22 protein-coding genes and 2 pseudogenes are annotated in these 19,551 nt (G+C 69.6%); 16 read left to right on the top strand and 8 right to left on the bottom strand.

Features of this window, described 5'->3' with window-relative positions:
- The first annotated feature begins 65 nt into the window (after window positions 1-65).
- Window positions 66-1,559, top strand: a complete 1,494-nt coding sequence (rpsA, locus tag ABD220_RS04135; protein WP_344120087.1) for a 30S ribosomal protein S1 — start codon at window positions 66-68, stop codon at window positions 1,557-1,559.
- A 192-nt stretch (window positions 1,560-1,751) separates the two neighbouring features.
- Here the strand turns inward: rpsA and ABD220_RS04130 are convergent, their stop codons facing one another.
- Complete coding sequence (locus tag ABD220_RS04130; protein WP_344120086.1) at window positions 1,752-2,471, bottom strand: IMPACT family protein; 720 nt, start codon at window positions 2,469-2,471, stop codon at window positions 1,752-1,754.
- Between the two features lie 87 nt (window positions 2,472-2,558).
- Here ABD220_RS04130 and ABD220_RS04125 point away from each other — a divergent pair, with 87 nt between their 5' ends.
- From ABD220_RS04125 to ABD220_RS04080, 10 genes and pseudogenes are all read left to right on the top strand, one after another.
- Window positions 2,559-4,280 (top strand): alpha-amylase family protein, encoded by a 1,722-nt coding sequence (locus tag ABD220_RS04125; RefSeq protein ID WP_344120085.1) that lies wholly within the window; start codon window positions 2,559-2,561, stop codon window positions 4,278-4,280.
- Window positions 4,281-4,321: 41 nt separating this feature from the next.
- Window positions 4,322-4,939 (top strand): dephospho-CoA kinase, encoded by a 618-nt coding sequence (coaE, locus tag ABD220_RS04120; RefSeq protein WP_344120083.1) that lies wholly within the window; start codon window positions 4,322-4,324, stop codon window positions 4,937-4,939.
- A 124-nt stretch (window positions 4,940-5,063) separates the two neighbouring features.
- Complete coding sequence (locus ABD220_RS04115; protein ID WP_344120081.1) at window positions 5,064-6,821, top strand: BCCT family transporter; 1,758 nt, start codon at window positions 5,064-5,066, stop codon at window positions 6,819-6,821.
- A 121-nt stretch (window positions 6,822-6,942) separates the two neighbouring features.
- Window positions 6,943-7,212 carry a hypothetical protein gene (locus tag ABD220_RS04110; RefSeq protein ID WP_344120079.1) on the top strand — a complete coding sequence of 90 codons (270 nt, stop codon included), beginning with the start codon at window positions 6,943-6,945 and terminating at the stop codon, window positions 7,210-7,212.
- Window positions 7,213-7,578: 366 nt separating this feature from the next.
- The gene (locus ABD220_RS04105) at window positions 7,579-7,926 is read left to right on the top strand and encodes an FG-GAP repeat domain-containing protein (protein ID WP_344120077.1); all 348 of its coding nucleotides are present in this window, start codon (window positions 7,579-7,581) and stop codon (window positions 7,924-7,926) included.
- 91 nt (window positions 7,927-8,017) lie between these two features.
- Complete coding sequence (locus ABD220_RS04100; protein ID WP_344120075.1) at window positions 8,018-8,263, top strand: hypothetical protein; 246 nt, start codon at window positions 8,018-8,020, stop codon at window positions 8,261-8,263.
- Window positions 8,264-9,582: 1,319 nt separating this feature from the next.
- On the top strand, window positions 9,583-9,822 hold the full coding sequence (locus ABD220_RS04095; RefSeq protein ID WP_344120074.1) for a hypothetical protein: 240 nt from the start codon (window positions 9,583-9,585) through the stop codon (window positions 9,820-9,822).
- Between the two features lie 222 nt (window positions 9,823-10,044).
- Window positions 10,045-10,377: pseudogene (locus tag ABD220_RS04090) on the top strand (recombinase family protein); the annotation flags it as partial.
- Between the two features lie 17 nt (window positions 10,378-10,394).
- Window positions 10,395-10,874: a helix-turn-helix domain-containing protein gene (locus tag ABD220_RS04085; protein WP_344120073.1), complete on the top strand. Its 480-nt coding sequence runs from the start codon at window positions 10,395-10,397 to the stop codon at window positions 10,872-10,874.
- A gap of 45 nt (window positions 10,875-10,919) precedes the next feature.
- The gene (locus ABD220_RS04080) at window positions 10,920-11,693 is read left to right on the top strand and encodes an ANTAR domain-containing protein (RefSeq protein ID WP_344120071.1); all 774 of its coding nucleotides are present in this window, start codon (window positions 10,920-10,922) and stop codon (window positions 11,691-11,693) included.
- 30 nt (window positions 11,694-11,723) lie between these two features.
- Here the strand turns inward: ABD220_RS04080 and ABD220_RS04075 are convergent, their stop codons facing one another.
- Together ABD220_RS04075 and ABD220_RS04070 are read right to left on the bottom strand one after the other, a co-directional pair.
- Window positions 11,724-12,053, bottom strand: a complete 330-nt coding sequence (locus ABD220_RS04075) for a hypothetical protein (RefSeq protein ID WP_344120069.1) — start codon at window positions 12,051-12,053, stop codon at window positions 11,724-11,726.
- 14 nt (window positions 12,054-12,067) lie between these two features.
- The gene (locus tag ABD220_RS04070; protein ID WP_344120067.1) at window positions 12,068-12,796 is read right to left on the bottom strand and encodes a GAF domain-containing protein; all 729 of its coding nucleotides are present in this window, start codon (window positions 12,794-12,796) and stop codon (window positions 12,068-12,070) included.
- Window positions 12,797-13,094: 298 nt separating this feature from the next.
- Here ABD220_RS04070 and ABD220_RS04065 point away from each other — a divergent pair, with 298 nt between their 5' ends.
- A complete protein-coding gene (locus tag ABD220_RS04065; protein ID WP_344120065.1) occupies window positions 13,095-13,460 on the top strand; it encodes a hypothetical protein in 366 nt (121 codons plus the stop codon).
- On the top strand, window positions 13,457-14,095 hold the full coding sequence (locus ABD220_RS04060) for an NAD(P)-dependent oxidoreductase (protein WP_344120063.1): 639 nt from the start codon (window positions 13,457-13,459) through the stop codon (window positions 14,093-14,095). The genes ABD220_RS04065 and ABD220_RS04060 overlap by 4 nt, the downstream gene beginning before the upstream one ends.
- Window positions 14,096-14,316: 221 nt before the next feature.
- Here ABD220_RS04060 and ABD220_RS04055 read toward each other — a convergent pair whose 3' ends face one another.
- Complete coding sequence (locus ABD220_RS04055) at window positions 14,317-14,790, bottom strand: hypothetical protein (RefSeq protein ID WP_344120061.1); 474 nt, start codon at window positions 14,788-14,790, stop codon at window positions 14,317-14,319.
- A 366-nt stretch (window positions 14,791-15,156) separates the two neighbouring features.
- On the bottom strand, window positions 15,157-15,582 hold the full coding sequence (locus tag ABD220_RS04050; protein ID WP_344120059.1) for a hypothetical protein: 426 nt from the start codon (window positions 15,580-15,582) through the stop codon (window positions 15,157-15,159).
- Window positions 15,583-15,922: 340 nt separating this feature from the next.
- Here ABD220_RS04050 and ABD220_RS04045 point away from each other — a divergent pair, with 340 nt between their 5' ends.
- Both ABD220_RS04045 and ABD220_RS04040 read left to right on the top strand, forming a co-directional pair.
- Window positions 15,923-16,288, top strand: coding sequence for a PadR family transcriptional regulator (locus tag ABD220_RS04045; RefSeq protein ID WP_344120057.1), 366 nt, complete (start codon window positions 15,923-15,925; stop codon window positions 16,286-16,288).
- The gene (locus tag ABD220_RS04040; RefSeq protein ID WP_344120055.1) at window positions 16,285-16,731 is read left to right on the top strand and encodes a hypothetical protein; all 447 of its coding nucleotides are present in this window, start codon (window positions 16,285-16,287) and stop codon (window positions 16,729-16,731) included. The genes ABD220_RS04045 and ABD220_RS04040 overlap by 4 nt, the downstream gene beginning before the upstream one ends.
- 260 nt (window positions 16,732-16,991) lie before the next feature.
- Here the strand turns inward: ABD220_RS04040 and ABD220_RS04035 are convergent, their stop codons facing one another.
- Both ABD220_RS04035 and ABD220_RS04030 read right to left on the bottom strand, forming a co-directional pair.
- Window positions 16,992-17,303, bottom strand: coding sequence for a winged helix-turn-helix domain-containing protein (locus ABD220_RS04035; RefSeq protein ID WP_344120053.1), 312 nt, complete (start codon window positions 17,301-17,303; stop codon window positions 16,992-16,994).
- A 77-nt stretch (window positions 17,304-17,380) separates the two neighbouring features.
- The gene (locus tag ABD220_RS04030) at window positions 17,381-17,608 is read right to left on the bottom strand and encodes a hypothetical protein (protein WP_344120050.1); all 228 of its coding nucleotides are present in this window, start codon (window positions 17,606-17,608) and stop codon (window positions 17,381-17,383) included.
- Between the two features lie 129 nt (window positions 17,609-17,737).
- Between ABD220_RS04030 and ABD220_RS04025 the strand changes: the two are divergent.
- Window positions 17,738-19,029 (top strand): annotated as a pseudogene (locus ABD220_RS04025) (IS256 family transposase).
- 177 nt (window positions 19,030-19,206) lie between these two features.
- Here ABD220_RS04025 and ABD220_RS04020 read toward each other — a convergent pair.
- Window positions 19,207-19,536: a metal-sensitive transcriptional regulator gene (locus ABD220_RS04020; protein WP_344120048.1), complete on the bottom strand. Its 330-nt coding sequence runs from the start codon at window positions 19,534-19,536 to the stop codon at window positions 19,207-19,209.
- Between the last annotated feature and the right edge of the window lie 15 nt (window positions 19,537-19,551).

Raw genomic sequence — 19,551 nt, 5'->3', positions numbered from 1 at the left:
GCGGTCCGGCCGGACAATCTCCGTTCCGACTGATCAGAACCTATCCACATCGGAGCCCCTACTACATGACCACCACCACCCCGCAGGTTGCCGTCAACGACATCGGGTCCGCGGAGGACTTCCTCGCCGCTGTCGACGCGACCATCAAGTACTTCAACGACGGCGACCTCGTCGAGGGCACCGTCGTCAAGGTCGACCGCGACGAGGTCCTTCTCGACATCGGCTACAAGACCGAGGGCGTCATCCCGTCCCGCGAGCTGTCCATCAAGCACGATGTCGACCCGGACGAGGTCGTGACCGTGGGTGATGAGGTCGAGGCTCTGGTCCTCACCAAGGAGGACAAGGAAGGCCGCCTGATCCTGTCCAAGAAGCGGGCTCAGTACGAGCGCGCCTGGGGCGACATCGAGAAGATCAAGGAGGACGACGGCGTCGTCACCGGCACCGTCATCGAGGTCGTCAAGGGCGGCCTCATCCTCGACATCGGCCTGCGCGGCTTCCTCCCCGCCTCCCTCGTCGAGATGCGCCGCGTGCGCGACCTCGCGCCGTACATCGGCCAGCAGATCGAGGCGAAGATCATCGAGCTGGACAAGAACCGCAACAACGTGGTCCTGTCCCGCCGCGCGTGGCTCGAGCAGACCCAGTCCGAGGTCCGCTCCAACTTCCTGCACAAGCTCGAGAAGGGCCAGGTCCGCACGGGCACGGTCTCCTCGATCGTCAACTTCGGTGCCTTCGTGGACCTGGGCGGCGTCGACGGCCTCGTGCACGTCTCCGAGCTGTCCTGGAAGCACATCGACCACCCCTCCGAGGTCGTCGAGGTCGGCCAGGAGGTCACCGTCGAGGTCCTGGACGTCGACATGGACCGCGAGCGCGTCTCCCTGTCGCTGAAGGCGACCCAGGAGGACCCGTGGCAGCTGTTCGCCCGCACCCACGCCCTCGGGCAGGTCGTGCCGGGCAAGGTCACCAAGCTCGTCCCCTTCGGCGCGTTCGTGCGCGTCGAGGACGGCATCGAGGGCCTGGTGCACATCTCCGAGCTGGCCCAGCGCCACGTGGACATGGCCGAGCAGGTCGTCTCCGTGGGCGATGAGCTGTTCGTCAAGGTCATCGACATCGACCTGGACCGCCGCCGCATCTCGCTGTCGCTCAAGCAGGCCAACGAGGGCGTGGACCCGGACTCCACCGAGTTCGACCCGGCCCAGTACGGCATGGCCGCCGAGTACGACGAGCAGGGCAACTACAAGTACCCCGAGGGCTTCGATCCCGAGACCAACGAGTGGATCGAGGGCTACGAGACCCAGCGCGCCGCCTGGGAGCAGCAGTACGCCGACGCCCAGTCGCGCTGGGAGGCGCACAAGGAGCAGGTCCGGAAGTCGATCGCCGAGGACGCCGAGGCCGCCGCCGGCGGCACGACGAGCTCCTCGTCCTCCTCGTCCTCGTCCTCGTCCTCCTCGTCCGCGCCGGCCCCGACCAGCTACTCCTCCGAGGCCCCGGCCGCCGACTCCGGCACCCTGGCCTCCGACGAGGCCCTGGCCGCGCTGCGCGAGAAGCTGACCGGAGCCTGATCCGACCGGCACCAGTAGGGCAGTCCCGCACTGCACCGACGACGGCCCCCGCCCTTTCCTGGGCGGGGGCCGTCGCCGTGTCCGCCACCACGCCGACCGGCACCGGCGCGCCCGGCGCCGGCCGACCCCGGTGACGGAGCGCCCCGCCCGAGCGGGGCGGGACCGGGCCCGGCGGAGCGGGCGCGTCCCCGGTCAGGCCCGGGGAACGGCGGGGGAGTCCACCCAGTCCACGCCGTCCGGGCGCAGCGCCCCGGCGCCGGAGGTCAGCGAGGCCACGCGGGAGTGCAGCGCGGCAACGGCCGCGTCGTCGTCGTCCAGGGCGAGGCCCAGCTCCGCGCCGGCCGCCCCGTAGGCGGTGTCCAGCACCGTGGTCCCGGCCGAGCGCAGCTCGTTCTCGATCCGGCCCGCGTCCGCGTGCGCGGCGGGGAGCCGGTAGAGCCGCTGCCGCCGGCGGACCACGAGGGACGCGCCGTCCAGGGCCTGGGACACGGCGTCGGAGTAGGCACGGACCAGTCCGCCGGCGCCCAGCAGGGTGCCGCCGAACCAGCGCACCACCACGGCGCTCACGTCGGAGAGGTCGGTGACGTCCCGGCCGGCCGCGTCCGTGCCGGTGCGGCGCAGCACGAGGGCCTCGAGCATCGGCAGGCCCGCGGTGCCGGCGGGCTCGCCGTCGTCCGAGGAGCGCTGCACGTCCCGGTCGGGCCCCAGCACGAACGCCGAGCAGTGGTGGCGGGCGTCGTGGAAACCCCGCCGCAGCTCCTCGGCCAGGGCCCGGGCCTCGGCCTCCGTGGCCGCCCGCCGCAGCACCGCCAGGAAGCGCGAGCGCTTGATCTCCAGTTCGGCCACAGCCTCCGTGCCCGCGGCGAGCGTCGTGTACCGGGTGGCGCGGCTGAGCAGGGGGTCCGGGTCCATGCAGCCCACTCTAGGCCCGGACCACACCCTCGACGGGACCGGGGCAGGGTGCTAGACAGAGGAGCATCCGCGACCGAGGGAGCAGACATGCGCATCGCCGACACCTCCGACCTCTGGTGGAAGCAGGCGGTCGTGTACTGCGTGGACGTCGAGCGGTTCCTGGACACCGACGGCAACGGCATCGGCGACATCGCCGGGCTGGCCGAGCGGGTGGACTACCTGGCCGAGCTGGGCGTCAGCTGCCTGTGGCTCATGCCGTTCTACCCCACGCCGAACCGGGACGACGGGTACGACATCACCGACTTCTACGGCGTCGACCAGCGCCTGGGCAGCTTCGGCGACCTCGTGGAGCTCGTCCGCACCGCCCAGGACCGCGGACTGCGGGTGATCGCCGACCTCGTGGTCAACCACACCTCCGACCAGCACCCGTGGTTCCGGGCCGCCCGTTCGAGCACGGACAGCCCGTACCGCGAGTACTACGTGTGGCGGGCGGACGAGCCGCCGGACACGGCCGAGAAGGCCGTCTTCCCGGACAAGGAGGGCGGCATCTGGACCCGGGACGAGATCACCGGGCACTGGTACCTGCACCGCTTCTACCGCCACCAGCCCGACCTCAACCTCAACCATCCCAAGGTGCGGGACGAGATCGCGAAGATCGTCGGGTTCTGGCTGCACCTGGGCCTGGACGGCTTCCGCGTGGACGGGATCCCCCAGCTGCTCACCCTCGGGCAGGGCGACGACTTCGAGAACCGGGGCGGGTTCACCGACCCGCACGGTTTCCTGCGCTCGCTGCGCAAGTTCGCGAACCGCCGCAACGGCCGGGCCGCCCTGCTGGGTGAGGTGAACCTGCCCTACCAGCAGCAGCTCGAGCTGTTCGGCACCGAGGACGCGGGGGAGCTGACCATGATCTTCGACTTCGTGGCGATGCAGAACCTCTATCTCGCACTCGCCCGCCAGGACGCCGGGCCGCTGGCGGCCGCCCTGAAGAACCGGCCGCGCATTCCGCAGGACGCCCAGTGGGCCAACTTCGTGCGCAACCACGACGAGCTCACCCTCGACCAGCTCTCCGAGTCCGAGCGGGAGGAGGTGTTCGCCGCCTTCGGGCCCGAGGAGCGCATGCAGGTCTACGGCCGGGGCCTCACGCGGCGGCTTCCGCCCATGCTGCAGGGCGACCAGCAGCGCATCCGGATGGTCTACTCGCTGCTCTTCTCGCTGCCGGGCACCCCGGTGCTGTACTACGGCGAGGAGATCGGCATGGGCGAGAACCTCGCCGCCGAGGGCCGCATGGCCGTGCGCACGCCCATGCAGTGGACCTCCGGGCGCAACGGGGGCTTCTCCTCCGCCGGCGCCGAGGACCTCTCCGGTCCCGTCGTCGAGGGGGAGTTCGGTCCCCCGAACGTGAACGTGGCCGACGCCAAGCGGGACCCGCACTCCCTGCTGCACTTCGTCACCGGCCTGTCCCGCCGCTACCGGGAGTGCACCGAACTGGCGTGGGGCGCGGCCGAGGTCCTGGACCAGCCGCGCCGGGAGGTGCTGGCCCACCGCTGCTCGTGGGAGGGCTCCGCCATCGTGGCGCTGCACAACCTCTCCGCGGAGCCCACCACGGTGCCCCTGCGGCTGCCGGACGAGGCGGAGGGCACCGAGCTGCTGGACCTGCTGGGGGACGGGGCGTGCGCCCTCGACGCCGACTCCTCGGCGGAGCTGGACCTGGCGGGCTACGGGTACCGCTGGCTGCGGGTGCACCGGGCCCACGGGCCCGGCACGCTGCCGGACGTCATGACCACCGTGGCCGGCGCCGGGGAGCCCTGAACGCCCGGGGCCCGGCAGCGGCCGGCCGCTAGCATGGTCCCATGCTGACCATCGGACTCACCGGCGGGATCGCCTCGGGCAAGTCCACGGTCTCCCGGCGGCTCATGGAGCTCGGGGCCACCGTGATCGACGCCGACGCGATCGCGCGTGCCCTGCAGGAGCCTGGCCGGCCCGGGCTCGACGGGATCGTCGAGGAGTTCGGCCCCTCCGTGCTGACCCCGGGCGGCCGCCTGGACCGGGCCGCGCTCGGGGCCCGCGTGTTCGCGGACCCGGGGGCGCGCTCCCGGCTCAACGCGGTCATCCATCCCCTCGTCCGCGCGGAGGCGGAACGGCTCGCGGCCGCGGCGGGGGAGGACGCCGTCCTCGTCGAGGACATCCCCCTGCTCGTGGAGACCGGCCAGCACGGTCGCTTCGACCTCGTCCTCACCGTCCAGGCCCCGGTGGAGGAGCGGGTGCGGCGGATGGTCGAGGACCGTGGCATGACGGAGGCGGACGCGCGCGCCAGGATCGCCGCGCAGGCCAGGGACGAGGAGCGGGCGGCCGTCTCCAGCACCGTGCTGGTCAACGACGGTTCCGTGCAGCAGCTGCTCGACCGCGTCGACGCGTGGTGGGAGTGGCACGTGGAACCGCGCCTGACGCCCGCGCCGCCCGGGGCGTGAGCCTCCACCGGCGGGCGACCACGCGGTAGGGTCTTAGCAACCGGAGCACACCACTGAAGCGCACAACCGAGACACGGCGGCCGTCCGCTCGTCCGAGGCCGGGGGCCGCCGGGGAAGCACGGCGATGCTGAACAGACTGCACGACTCCCTGCGACTGCGGACCAGTCCCACCATCTTCTTCGGCTCCGCGCTGGTGATCGCCGCGTTCGTGGTCCTGACGCTGGTGTTCACCGATTTCATGGACGCGGTCTTCGCCGACGGCTCCGGCTGGGTCATCGAACAGCTCGGCTGGTTCTACGTCCTCGGCGTGACCGTCTTCCTGCTGTTCCTGGTCTACCTCATGATCAGCCGCTTCGGCCAGGTCCGGCTCGGCGCCGACGACGAACGGCCCCGGCACACCAACCTGTCCTGGTTCTCGATGCTCTTCGCCGCGGGGATCGGCACGATCCTCATGTTCTGGGCCGTCGCCGAGCCGGTGAACCACTTCGCGAACCCACCGCGGCAGGGTGTCGAGCCGTCCTCCGCGCAGGCCGCCACCGAGGCGATGGGCTTCACGCTCTACCACTTCGGGCTGCACACCTGGACGATCTTCACCCTCCCGGCGCTGGCCTTCGGCTACTTCATGTACAAGCGCAACCTCCCGCCGCGGGTGAGCTCCATGTTCCAGCCGCTGCTCGGGGAGCGGATCCACGGGCCGGTCGGGCGGCTCATCGACATCCTGGCCATCGTGGGCACCCTCTTCGGCGTGGCCGTCTCGATCGGTCTCGGCACCATGCAGATCAACAGCGGCCTGGCGCGGCTCTTCGGCATCTCGGAGTCGGCGCTCTCGCAGATCCTCATCATCGCCGCCGTCAGCCTCGTCGCCTCGATCTCCGTGGCCCTGGGCCTCGACCGCGGCATCAAGCGGCTGTCCAACACCAACATCCTCATCGCGATCGCCCTGCTGGTCTTCATCCTCGTCTCCGGGCCCACCGTGCTGATGCTCAAGGGCATGGTCGAGTCCGCCGGCACGTACCTGTCGATGCTCCCGGCGCTGGCGTTCTGGAACGACTCCCTCGCGGACACCGGGTGGCAGAGCGGCTGGACCGTCTTCTACTGGGCGTGGACCATCACGTGGTCGCCGTTCGTGGGCATCTTCATCGCCCGCATCTCCCGCGGCCGCACCATCCGCCAGTTCGTCTCCGGGGTGCTCGCGTTCCCCACGCTGTTCTCCGTGATCTGGTTCGGGATCTTCGGCATGGGCGTGTTCGACATCGAGCTCAACGGCGAGGGCGGGCTCGTCGAGGCCGTCGTCGACGAGGGTGACATCCCCGGCGCGATGTTCGTCTTCCTGGAGAACTTCCCGTTCTCCACCGTCACCTCCGCGGTGGGCGTGCTCATCGTGGTGCTGTTCTTCATCACCTCGATCGACTCCGCCGCCCTGGTGATGGACACCATGGGCAGCGGCCACGAGGAGGAGTCCCCGGTGCACCAGCGCGTGTTCTGGGTCGTCGCCATCGGACTCATCGCGGCGATCCTGCTCACCGCCACCGGCGCCACCGGCCTCGCCGCCCTGCAGAACGTGGCCATCCTCATGGGCCTGCCGTTCTTCGTGCTGGGGTACCTGATGATCTACTCGCTGCTGCGGGCCCTGCGCGAGGACGCCGGGGAGGTGGGCGTGCTGCCCACCCGCCAGTGGCGCCGGGTGCTGCCGCCGGAGGAGTTCCACCGCCGTGCCTCCACCGGCACCGAGGTGGACGAGGAGATCGTGGTGGCCCCGGACTACGTGCACGGCTCGGAACCGGCCAACGCCCCCGCGATCGAGCACGCGGAGCAGCCCGACTACGTGCGGGAGTACCGGACGAACACGGGCTCGCTCAAGCAGATCCGCGACATCGAGTAGCCGCACGCGCCGCCCGCGGTGACCGGGCCGTGCGGCGTCACACCGGCCGGAGCGCCGGGTCCGCCCGTGCCGCCGAGCGCTAGAATGGTGATCACCATCACAGTCGGCAACGGGGGACGTCATGGCGAGGAACAGGCAGAACACCAACCGGGACGGCGAGCAACGGCACCGCATCCTCGACCGGCTCAACGCCATCGCGATGAGCGTCTACGGGCCGGGGGACCGGTCGGCCCAGGCCCAGGAGGGTGAGCACATGAGCGAGGCCGCGGAGGCGTGGTACCAGGAGGTCCAGGAGCACTTCTACGTGGAGAAGGACGAGCACGGCAACGAGTACCTCTACCACCGGGACGACTCCGGGGAGGGGACGAGCACCGGCAGCTCGCGCAACTGACACGCACGCAGCAGGGCGGGGGGTCTCGATGAGGCTCCCCGTCCGGTGTCGCCGCAGGTGGCACGCCCCGTCCCAGGGGCATTGCGGGCTCTGGAGCACCTCCGGCGGTCGATGGGGTCGACCGGACTCCCCATCCCGCCTCCTCGTCCCCGTCCCCGGACGACACCTCATCCCCAGAACGTGGGAGCACCCCGCATGAGACCCTCCTTCCTGTCCCGCGTGGACCGGGGCCTCAGCGGCCCTGCTGGCTGTCACCGGGCTTGCCGTGGGCGGGCCCCCGGCCCACGCCCGGACCTATCACGGGCCCTATGTGCAGCCCATGTTCTCCTATGCCGACATCGTCGGCTTCGGCCGCCGGGGGTGTCCGTGGCCTACTCGCAGGGCTGGGCGTCCTACTCCCCCGTGGCACTGAAGGTGGCCGATCTCGGCCGGGCCCTGGGCTGGCGCGGCGACCGCCACCTGCGCACCCTCGCCGACGTCAACGGCGATGGGATCCAGGACCTGATCGGCTTCGGCAACGCCGGGGTCCTCACCGCCCGGGCCCGGGCGAACATCACCTTCGAGGCGCCGTTCCTGCAGGTTCCCCGCTTCGGGTACGACGACGGCTGGACCGAGGCCGGGTATCCGCGCCTGCTCGGTGACACCAACGGCGACGGACGGTTGGACATCGTGGGGTTCGGGCACTCGAGCACCTACGTGGCCCTCCTGTCCTGACCCGTCCGCCGGGGGGCCCTACCGGTCTCCAGGGCCGGTAGGGCACGCTCCGGCCCTGTCCCGGACCGATGACGGGGTCGGGTTCGCCGCGGTGCTGCTGCCGGTGCTCTTCTCGTTCGGGCCCAGCCTGGCCGGGGTGATCGTCACCGGACTGTTCCTCGACAGGGCGGGCCTGAAGGACCTGGCACGGCGGACGGTCAAGAAGCGTGTGCCCGCCCGGTGGATCCTGATCGTTCTGCTGGTTCCTCCCGGAGTGTGCGTGGGCAGCCTGCTGGCCGGGTGGGCGCTCGGCGGTTTCGCCCCGTACCGGTTCGACCTTCCGGTGCCTCTGACGTAGTCGGTGCCGCTGCTGCTGTTCATGGCGGTCTTCACCGGTGTGGCCGAGGGCCGGGCCGGCGCGGCTACGCCTCGCCGCAGTTGCAGCGCCGGAACACCGCCGAACGGGCCAGCCGGATCCTCCGGGTGCTGCGGGGGTTGTGACGCCTGCCGGCCATCCTGCTGGGCCCGTACCTGCGCGGACAGCCGAGCATCCCGATGGTCATCGCCGTGCTGCCGGGTGATCGCGACCGTATCGGCTCCGCGGCCGTCGCTGTCTCCAACCGCATCAGGACGGTGTCCCCGGTGCGCGTCGAGCCGCCCCGTTGCCGGCGGCGCTCATGGCCGGCAGCGCGATCACCGTGGTGGCCTGCCCCGTGCTCGGCGACGATCGTGAGGCGGGAACTCCTGGCCGTATCGACCGTGGCGCCGGGTCGGCGGGGGGGCCAAGGGGAGCAGCGGCCCGGTTTCCCCCGGAGGCCGCCGCTGACGTGTGTGTGGATCGACGACCGGTGGCTTCGAGAGGAGAGAACGGCCCCTGGCGGACTGCCCCGAGGTGAAGGGCGCCTCGACGTCGTTGGGATCGCGCAAGGCGAGGTGGGCCGGGCAGCGCTGCCACCAGGCCTGCTGCATCGCCTGCACCTGCTCCGTCGAGCTGGGTGAGGACACCGCGATCTCGATGCGCCGTTGCTGCGGATCCGCGACGGTGCCGTTGACCTCGAGCAGACCACCCGGACCGGTGGTGCCGCCGGCCGTGGCACTGAGCTCGGTGATCCCGGCGTCGAACTGGGGGCGTGAGTGCCATGGATGAACGCGACCGCGCACTCAGCCGGGGCGCGGAGCAGATCGGCGGCGGGAGTGAGGGATTCGTCGGAGCCACCGACCGGCTGCGACAGGTGGGTCTCCCAGCTGAAGGAGCCGGCGCCCAGGCGCGTGTGACCCTCCGTCAGCGTCGCCGTCACTCCGGGCGAGATCTGCCCGGCGGACGGGTCCGCGGTGCACCTGCCGGAACGCGTCGACGGGCGGTGGCCGCAGCGTCCTGATCGGGAGGTGTCGTGCGGGAGAGCGGCCCAGCAACGCAGAAGCAGGATGTGCCTCCGAACTTCGCGCCCCCGAGAGGCTGGCCCGACGGGTGCAGGACGGCCCTGCGCGGCGACGGTGCCGTGTGCGCCGCGGCGAAGGCCCCTTCGGACCGGCGCCCGTAGAAGTTCCCGTCATCTAGGTGACATGTCACTGCAAATCCATGCCTATGACTGGACAAAGGTCTAGTCTCGTCTGAGAAGGGGGTCACAGATGAGAACAACGGTGTCCAACGTCCTCACGGGGGCTGGGGCAGTGGTCATGACTGTCGCACTGCTCGCCATGGTCCTCAACGTCTTTACAGGGGAGGGCCCCGGTGATCCGCTGATCGCGCTGATGACCTTGGGGGTGATCGGCGCAGTGATCGGCTTCGTACAGCGTTTCGACGAAGATGCCGCGCAGCAGTCGACCCCGCATGAAGCGCTGTTGCAGGCTCGGCGGTGGCGCGTCGAGAGAATCGACACTGACCGTTCCCTGGCCGCATCCGGACGTCAGATGTAGTCACTCGCGACCTGCAAGGCCCCACTGATGTGCCAGGTGGCCCAGAGGGCAGGGATTGTCAGGGCAGTTCCCCTTGAGCGACCGACGGTCGGAGCAAGGTGAGCCGTGTCGTCCCGGAGCGTCTTCCAAGTCATGGGATGCGAGACGCCTCGTCGATTTCGAGTCGGCCGTCCCATGTCCTGGTAGTGGGACGGTCGGCTCCGGATTCTCCATCAGTGGTCCGTGGTCGGCGAGTCTTGTTCCAGAAGTTGGGTCAAGACTGTGGTCTCGTTCCGCCCGAACGGAACCGACTACCGGGACGTCGAGCCCGTGGAATCGGGGCAAGCGCGGGTTTCGACGGCCGAACAGGATGTGAACCGGCAGGTTAATGCCTTGCGGCAGGTCGGTATCGCCCCGGAGCGGATCCATGTGGACCAGAAGTCCGGGGCCACCACGGACCGCCCCGGGTTGGCCGCGGCTCCGGCCTACGCCCGGGAGGTTGATGTGATCGTGGTGCACACCCTGGATCGGCTCGGGCACACCGTGCGCGACACCGCGAATCCGATCCATGATCTGGCCGAGCGCGGGTGGGGGTGCGCAATCTGGCGGACCCGATCAACGTGGACTCCACGAAACCGAATGACCCGATGGCCCAGTTGGCGGTGGTGCTGCTGGCGTTGTTCGGGCAGACGGAACGCACCTACACCCTCGAGCGCGCCGCTCACCCCCAACTGGCGGCCACCGTCAGGGGCCGGCGGATCGGGCGGCCGACGGTGGTGGACCCGGACACGTTGGCCGACGCAGCACATGTACGGGAGAGCGGGCACACGATCGCGGAGATCGTGGCCACGACCGGCATCACCCGCACCACCCTCTACCGCCACCTCCCACCGCGCCCGCCGAAGGCGGTGACGGCCGAGCCGATCACCGCCGCCGAGCCCGACCCCGGCCCGACGGACCGACCCAGACCCGGTGATCGTCACGTGCCGCTGAACCCGCGGACGTCAGCCGACGTGCTGCGACGGTGTCTGGGATGGATAGACTTTGGGGATGCTTCAGCAGTGAGGCGCTGAGAGTCCGGGGGTGTCCTCGCCACCGGGCGTTTTCTGGGGATAGTCATGACTTCTTCGGTCCCGGTCTCGCCGGCTGACCCTGTCGGGTTCGCCGAGATCGCCGATGCGGTGCTGGGCCTGGGGGAGCAGCTGCGCAACGCGGCCTCGGACACCCTGGTGGAAGCGGTGCTCGACTACGCGGTGGCGGCCCTGCCCGGGGTGCGATGGGCGAGCATCACCACGCTGCGCCAGGGGAGGTTCCGCACTCTGGCCGCCACCGGTGAGGCGGCCCGGGCCGCTGATGCGCTGCAGTACGAGCTGGGCTCGGGCCCGTGCGTGGACTCGGTCCTGGAGGACAGTGTCCACTGCTCGGCGGATCTGGCCCACGACGCCCGGTGGCCGGTGTACGGAACCCGGGTCGCCGAGGAGATCGGTGTCCGCAGCGCGCTGGCCTACCGGTTGACCCTGGTGGTGGATCCGGAGCTGATCGCGGGACTGAACCTGTACTCCGACGTGCCCGGCGCCTTCGATGCGCACACCCAGTGGGTGGGCACGATGCTGGCCACCCACGCCGCGTGGGCGGTGTCCATGGAGGTGACCCGGCAGCGGGCCGAGCACCTCGAGAGGGCTCTGCGGTCGAACCGGGAGATCGGCACCGCCATCGGGGTGCTGATGGCCCAGCACCGGCTCACCCGCGACCAGGCGCACGAACTGCTGCGGGTGGCCAGCCAGGACAGCAACCGGAAGATGGCCGAGATCGCCACCGAAGTCGTCGAGACCGGGGAACTCACCCTGCCCCGCCGGCCCGCCCGCACCACCCCGGGCCCCCAGGGCGGCTGAGGTCTCCACCTCCTGGCGCGAAAATGCGGGTCAGGGCTCCTCCGTGGTGTCCTGGTCCCGGGTGCCGTGCTGGTCCTGCCCGGCGTCGTCCGGGTCGTCGTGGTCGAGCAGGTCCGAGGCCTGCGGGATCCGAGTGGGCCGCTGCTGATCCAGCAGCTCGTTGGTGGCATGAGCCAGTAGATCCCATTGCAGGACCGGCAGGGTCAGCGAGTGATGGAGAAAGGCGTCGATCTCCATTTCCCCGGCCTCACCACCGACGCTGAAGTAGTGCATCCACAGCTGCCCCACCTCGATCCCGGCGGCCTCGATCGCCTCGCGCACCAGGTGGGCCTGCCGGCGGCCTACAGCGTCGTCGTCCATCGCCACCGGGCTTCTCAGCTGGTCGTGTCCGCGGCTCGTTCCACGACCTGACGCGCGATCTGCGCCAGCGGACGGCCCTGGGCTCGGGAGGCGTCGATCAGCGTCCGCCGCGCGGCCTCGTGGTCGGTGGCGTGGCGTTCCATCAGCATCCCGGTGGCGGTCTCCACCGCCGTCCGGTCCGCTATGGCCTGCTGCAGCGAGGCGCTGAGCCGCTGTGGGGCATCACTGCCCTGGGCCGCCCCCAGCAGCGTGCCCGCAGCCGAGGCAAGCAGCACCAACTGGTGTTCCGCCCGGGTGCTGAAGGCGTGCGCGGTAGTGGCGTAGATCTTCATCGCCCCGAGGCACGTCTCCCGGTACAGCACCGGGGCGCTGAGCACCGAGCCGATCCCGGCGTCGGCGGCGGTACGGGACCACTCCGGCCACCGGGTGTCGGTGGTGGTGTCGTCGAGGCGCTGAAGGGACTCGGTGGCCCACGCACTCAAACACGGGCCCTGGCCGAGCTCGTACTGGGCGGCGTCGGCGGTCTCAGCCAGCCGGTCGGTGGCTGCGGTGGTGGTCCGGTTCCCGGTCTCGTCGATCAGGGAGACCCCGGCCCCGGCGGCGGTGTCGATCAGATCCCGGGCGGCCTCCGCCAGCTGGGCGGCGGCGGCCTGGGCGGACTCATGGCTCAGCAGCATGCCTTGGATGCGGGCGAAGACCCCGGTCAGATCGGTGGCCGCAGCAGCGGTCGTCGTGGGTTCCATTGGGGGCTCCCCGGTCGGTCGGGTGGGCCCAGGCCCACGCAGGACGCGCGAGCCGAGGGGGGTCACCCCGTACAGGGCGACCGGTGGTGCGCAGTCGCCCTTGGTCTTCCACAGTACGCCTGCGCGTATCCGCGCGTGGAAACATCTGTTCGGGTGCCACGGCCACGCTGAGTCGGCCGGTCGGTCCGGTAGAACTCGGCCCCGACTGCGCGGGTAGGGAATGGTCTAGGCTGTGACGTGGTCGAACAGTCGGCTCCGCCCGTCCCCTTGTCCGGGGGATCGCCGTGAAAGACCTGCTGTGTCCGACCCCAAACTCTCTGTCCTGGTGCGCGTCGACCTCGGTGGCCGGCACCTGTGCCTGATCGTCACTGGACTCCTGACCGGCGCCAACCAGCAAGGCCTGCACCCGGTGATCCGCCGGGCCCGCACCCTCACCCCCGCCGCTGAGGGCCTCGTCGACCTCAGTGCTGCCAGTCCCCCGGAACCAGCAGCTGCGGAGCTGATACGCGCGGGGATCGAACAGGAATGCCGCGATCGGCCCGGCGGCACGGTGGAGATCGTGCTGTCGGAACCGGCGGCAGCCACCGACCAGACGCCGCAACCTGTCGTGGCCCGATCGGGAAGGGCCGATCGGGCCGGACGCGCCAGGCGGGATTCCTGGTGAGGGTCGTGGTGTTCGGGGCGGACACCGCCATCGGCCGCGAGACCGTCACCGACCTCGTCTTCCGCGGGCACCGGGTCAGCGCCGTGCTGACTGATCCGGCTCACGCACCGGCCGATTGGGCCGATCGGGTGCATCTGCACGTCGGGGACCCGCTGGATACGGCCGTGGTCGACGCGGCCGTGGCACAGAACGAGGTGGTCATCAACGTGCTGTGTGCCGTACGCAACTGGCGTCGGTCGAACCTCACGGTGAATGCGACCCCGGCCATCGTGGGCAGCATGAATCAGCACGGGCGCACCCGCTACATCGGTCTGCAGCCGGCGGCCCTGTTCGACCATGCCCGCTATCCGGACACCTGGCGGCGCAGCGCGCGGCTGCTCTGGCGCGGCTGGTGCCCCCGGCTGTGCCGGGAGGTGGCCACCGACTTCCACTCCGTTGCGTCCTCCGCGCTGAGCTGGACGCTCGTGCGTCACGCACCGCTGACGGAAGGGCCCTCACGCGGGGTCCGCCACGTCGGGATGACCCACCGCGACGTCATCGGGGCCTCGATCACTCGCACCGACGCCGCCCGGTTCCTGGCAGCCCAGGCACTGGAGACCAGCTACATCTGTGCTGCCCCGGCCATCAGCAACTGACGCCTGGTCGATGCCCTCTGCATACGGACCCTCAGGGTCGGCTCATCCACCACCGCGGACGCGGAGACTTCGGAGTTCGCTGTCTAGTGCGTGGATCATCCGGGGGTATGTGTCCAGGCCTTCACGGATCCGCACCACGTCCCGGGCCGGGTGGCTTCCTCCACCGTGCCCACGCACTGGAGGAGCCCACGGTGCCAGGCCTGGACCCGGTCCCCGGGCCGCTACCGGCCCAGGTCATGGATGCGGGCCCCGGCCTCCGTGCGTTCCGCACCGACGGGGGACACGCTGCTGGGGTGCTTCTCGTGCTGGTGCGGGGAGGTGGACGGCAATCGTCCGGTGGCCTTGGTGGCGGCGTGTGGTTCTGCGGCCGATCCCGGCCGAGGGCTGGCCGTCTTCATGCGAACCGTGTCAGTGCCCGGGGCCGCCGGTGGAGCGTCGGTCCGATGGTCCGCCGGGGATGCTGATTCGACGGCGGTGCGGAAGCCCTGGCGGGTGTCGAGCTCCTCGGCCAGTTCTCGGACCCGGTCCAGGGTCACCGGGTGGGGCCCGACCGGATCGATGTACTCGTGATCGAGCTGCCGGGTGATCCTGGAGTGCAGCACTTGCAGTTCCGCCGGCTCCAGTTCCGCCAGGGCGGTGGGGAACAGGCCGGCCGGGGCCAGATAGGTGCTTGAGACCCCCGGAGACGATGACATCGGCACCGGCAACGAGCCGGTTGATCTGCCGACCGACACCTGCTGGAGCTCCTTCATGCCACCGGCCCCGTCGTAGCGACAGTGGCGTCCGCGGCGATCCCGGACGGTCCGGGGAATTCCGATCCATGACGGCAACTCCTTGCCACAAGCGATGTGGTGGCCGGATGCTGGACCCGTGATCAGGGAAGGCCGGGGACCGGGCATGACCAGGGACTCGCACACTTTGCACTACTCACGCCCAACATAGAGGCGAGCATGCCCCGCGCCGTGTGCACCGGGTGGTCTTACGCAGGTCTCCAGCGGGCCGGGGGAGTCACCCGGAAGGCCGAGGGAATCCGTCCAGAAGTGTCCGATAGACGCACAGGCTCACCCCGGGAGGTCTGAGGCCTCGTCCTGCAGATCGTCGAGCATCCATTCCGAAAGCTGCCCGGCCGGAACAACGACCGTGTGTTCCCGCAACCGTTGCCCGTCCCGGACCGACAGGGGCTCCTCGATGTCCTCGATGTCGAGGGCGGCTCGTGCTGTGACGTAACCGTCGGCCAGCGCCTCCCTCCACACCTGGTGGTTCGCGTAGCAGAAGTGCCCGGGATCAGCGCTGCGCGCCTCCAGCCACCGTGCCGGTTCTGGCCGATCGACGGTGGTGGGGGGAATCAGACACCGGTGCAGAACCCAGGTGACGTCGGCCCACCGACCGACAGGGGTCAGCACCATGGGGTAATAGGTAGCAATCCAGTGGGAGGAAGAGTGCCGGTGCAGCTCAACGGCCAGCGCCCCGGAAGCAGAAAAGGTCATGCCCATTGTCCTGTTCGCAGTTCAAGGACCGGGGCCTGGGGTTAGACCGTGACGCCGGGTCGCAAGGCAATCCAACGGCGATGCTCCAGGGTAATCACGGACCAATACCTATCGAAACAACCTGAGCAATGTGACGACAGGTCGTCCTGCAAATCATGGGTTGTAAGGCGTTTCAGTTGCGAGACATTCGTCGAATGGCGGAGGGCCTACTGGTAGGAGTGCTCATAGCTTTGCCAGTCGTCGGATGACTAGCCAACGGTCCCTTGTGCTGCGATGCAGGAGTCAGGCGTTGCGGCCGGTTCTATTGCCCCAGTATTAAACCCCAAGTACAGTAGCGGCCATGGACCGCACCTCAGAAGAAGACTCCCGCTTGCTGGCGGACTGGGAGAGCGTGTTCCGCCAGGGTCTGCTCACCTTCTGGACGTTCGTCGCGCTCTCCCAGGAGGGCGCCGACGTGGGGGCAGTCAAGCAGCGGATCGAGGCGCTGACCGGCGGGACGTACCGGCCGGCCGAGCAGACGCTCTACCGACAGTTGCGCCGACACCTCGACGTGGGCCTAGTGGAGCAGACCAAGGTGCCCAGCCCGATGGGGCCGCCCAAGAACGTCTACAAGCTCTCTTCCCGGGGTCGCCGGCTGTTGCGGGCGTTCGCTCGGCACAACATCGCTCCCTTCGGCGACCCGACCGTCCAAGATCTTCTCCGATGACCCTGCTCCTGCGGAAGGCGCCGACCATGAATCTGCACGTAATCCTGAGGACGAACCTGAAATGGTTCATGCTCGTCAACACGGTCACCACGATTGCGTTTCTGCCCCTGCTGTCGCACTTCGTGCAGGCCGGGCCCCGCACGGGTGTGGGGGTGATCGCGGCCCTGTACGGAGCCACCTGGTTCGTCACCGGTGTGCTCACCGGCATCCTGGATGCACGCAGCGCCCGGGCCTATCACCGGGAATCGGCCTATGCGGCGTTCATGTTCCTGATTGCCGTGTACCTGCTGGTCGCCGGCAAAGCGTTCTGGCCCGCGGTCATGCCCCTGCCCTGGAGCACCGTGGCCGCCTTGGCGGGGCTGTGCCTTGTGCCCGTGGTCGTCCTCCAGGTGCTCGCCACCCGGTGGCACGGCGGCTACACCAAGAAGGAACTGTTCGAGTGACTCTGCCTCGTGAGTCCACCGGTTGCACATTGCCGTGGAGAATCGAACCGCCCTCGCGGATCCGATGAAGCGTTGTTCGGCAGCGACTCTGCTCACCATGCAACTACCCTGCCGCTTCGGGGGCGGGTGCGCATAGATGTCCCAGATGCCAGGGAAAACGAGATGACTCGTCGGGGTGGAAGTGAGCAGGTGCTCATGGTTGCGTGGTTCTGGACTGACCCCTCCTGCGCGGAGCTGCCTTCGAGGGGCGTGCGGTACTGCTACTGGCCTTCGGCGATGGCGCGGAGGGCGTCGAGGTGGCTGGTGTAGGCGGTGCGCCCGGCAGGGGTCAGGGACAGCCAGGTGCGGGGACGTTTGCCAACGTAGCCCTTTCGGATCCTCACGTAGCCGGCGGCCTCGAGCTGGGTGGCTTGTTTGGAGAGCACCGAGTCGGAGACCTCCACGGTGTCGCGCACGTATGCGAACTCGGCCTCGTCGACCTGGGCCAGGGCGGCGACGATGCTCAGGCGCACCGGGGCGTGGATGAGCTCGTCCAACCGGTGCCGGGCGTGCTGACCTTCGGCGGTGCTCACTTGGTCGCCCAGCGGATCACGGCCGCGGCGACCACGGCGGGAACGGCGGCGACGGTCGCCCCGGCGGCGACCATGGGTCAGGTGTTGGGGGAGGTCTGGGCGGAGTGGTTCAACCACGGCAGCACCACGGTCAGCGTGAGCACGAAGGCGGCCACGATCCCGCCGCGGGACCAGGCCTTGGCCCGGCGCGGCACGGTTCGCGCCACCCGCTCGATCCACCACACCGTCACCAACCAGGCGGCCGCGAACACCGCGGTGCGCAGGGAGTAACTGACCCAGTCGGCCAAGATGTTCTGCGCAGCCATGTAAAGGGCCGGGGCCACCCCGAACCCCGCCGTTGCCCGGGACTATCGCAGTAACGGTGTAAGAGGCCCAATCACCCCGAGTGGGGCTGGAGGGTCGACATGAGCGAGAACATCGAGACACTGGTGGACGTGAGCCCACCGACATCCGGTGACGAGCCGGAAGAGAACGCGCAGCTGAGCGCGGCCGACCAGGACACCGTCCGGGAGCTGGTACGCCAGGCTCGGGCCAGCGGGGCGGCGTTGACCGGCCCGGGCGGGTTGCTGAAGCAGCTGACCAAGATGGTCGTCGAGGCCGCCCTGGACGAGGAGATGAACGAACACCTCGGCTACGAACACGGCGAACCCGAGGGCCGCAACCGCGGCAACTCCCGCAACGGGAAACGGGCCAAGACGGTGATCACCGACAACGCCGGCCCCGTCGAGATCGAGGTCCCACGGGACCGGGAAGCCAGCTTCGAGCCGGTGATCGTGCGCAAGCGCCAGCGGCGCCTGACGGACCTGGACCAGGTCGTCCTCTCGCTCTCGGCCAAGGGGTTGACCACCGGGGAGATCAGCGCGCATCTGGGCGAGGTCTACGGCGCGGAGGTCTCCAAGGACACCGTCACCCGCATCACCGACCGCGTGATCGAGGAGATGCAGGCGTGGTGGGCCCGGCCGCTGGAGCAGGTCTACGCGGCGATCTTCATCGACGCGATCATGGTCAAAGTCCGGGACGGGCAAGTGCGCAACCGGCCCGTCTACGCCGCGATCGGGGTGGACCTGGCCGGGCACAAGGACATCCTGGGGATGTGGGCCGGGGACGGCGACGGGGAGTCGGCGAAGTTCTGGTACGCGGTCCTCAACGACCTGAAGTCCCGGGGTGTGCGCGACGTGTTCTTCGTGGTCTGCGACGGGCTCAAGGGGCTGCCCGACAGCGTCAACGCGGTGTTCCCGGCCGCGATCGTCCAAACCTGCATCATCCACCTGATCCGCGGCACGTTCCGCTACGCCTCGAGGAAGTACTGGGACGAGCTCGCCAAGGACCTGAAACCGGTCTACACGGCCCCGACCGCGGCTGCTGCCGAGGCCGCCCTGGAGGAGGTGGAGGACAAGTGGGGCGCCCGGTACCTTCGCGATCAGCCGACTGTGGCGCGGGGCCTGGAGCGGGTTCGTGCCGTTCCTGGACTACGACGTGGAGATCCGCTTCGGTGATCTGCTCGACCAACGCGATCGAGTCGCTCAACGCCCGGTTCCGCAGGGCCGTGCGGGCCCGGGGGCACTTCCCGAATGAGCAGTCCGCGATGAAGACGCTGTATCTCGTCGTGCGATCCCTGGACCCGAAGGGCACCGGGCAGACACGATGGGTCACACGGTGGAAGCCGGCGCTGAACGCTTTCGCCATCACTTTCGCCGACCGGATGCCGGCGGCGGAGAACCACTAACCATGGAAACGCCTCTTACACCGTTAGAGCGACAGGCCCGCCAGCGACTCCCTCCCTGAGGGAAAGCGGCTCCTCTACGACGAGTAGTGCTCCGTTAGGTCGGTGTGAAGCAGTGCGAGGCCCACTCCGCCACCTCTTTTACTGCAGGTGCTCCGGGAGCGGGGGAAGCTCGATTGGTCAGGAGCGCACAAGGCGGGCGATGGCCTCGGAGGCTTCTTTGAGCTTGGCCTCGGCGGCGTCCTCTCCGAGCTGAGCGGCGTCCAGGACGCAGTGCTTCATGTGGTCGTCGAGCAACCCGAGGCCCACGTTGCGCAGTGCGGAGGTCAGGGCCGAGATCTGAGTGAGGATGTCGATGCAGTACTGCTCTTCGTCGACCATCCGGTGGATGCCTCGGGCCTGGCCCTCGATGCGCTTGAGGCGGGCGAGATACCGGTCCTTGTCGCTGATGTAGCCGTGGGTGGTGTGGCCCTCAGCGCCAGTCACCTGGGGGGCAGGGGGGGTGTCCATGGTGGTGTCTTTGTC

It is taken from the genome of Kocuria aegyptia (genome assembly GCF_039530085.1).
Classification (GTDB): domain Bacteria; phylum Actinomycetota; class Actinomycetes; order Actinomycetales; family Micrococcaceae; genus Kocuria; species Kocuria aegyptia.
Note: the sequence above shows the minus strand (reverse complement) of the source record. Positions and strands in the feature narration are given on the sequence as shown.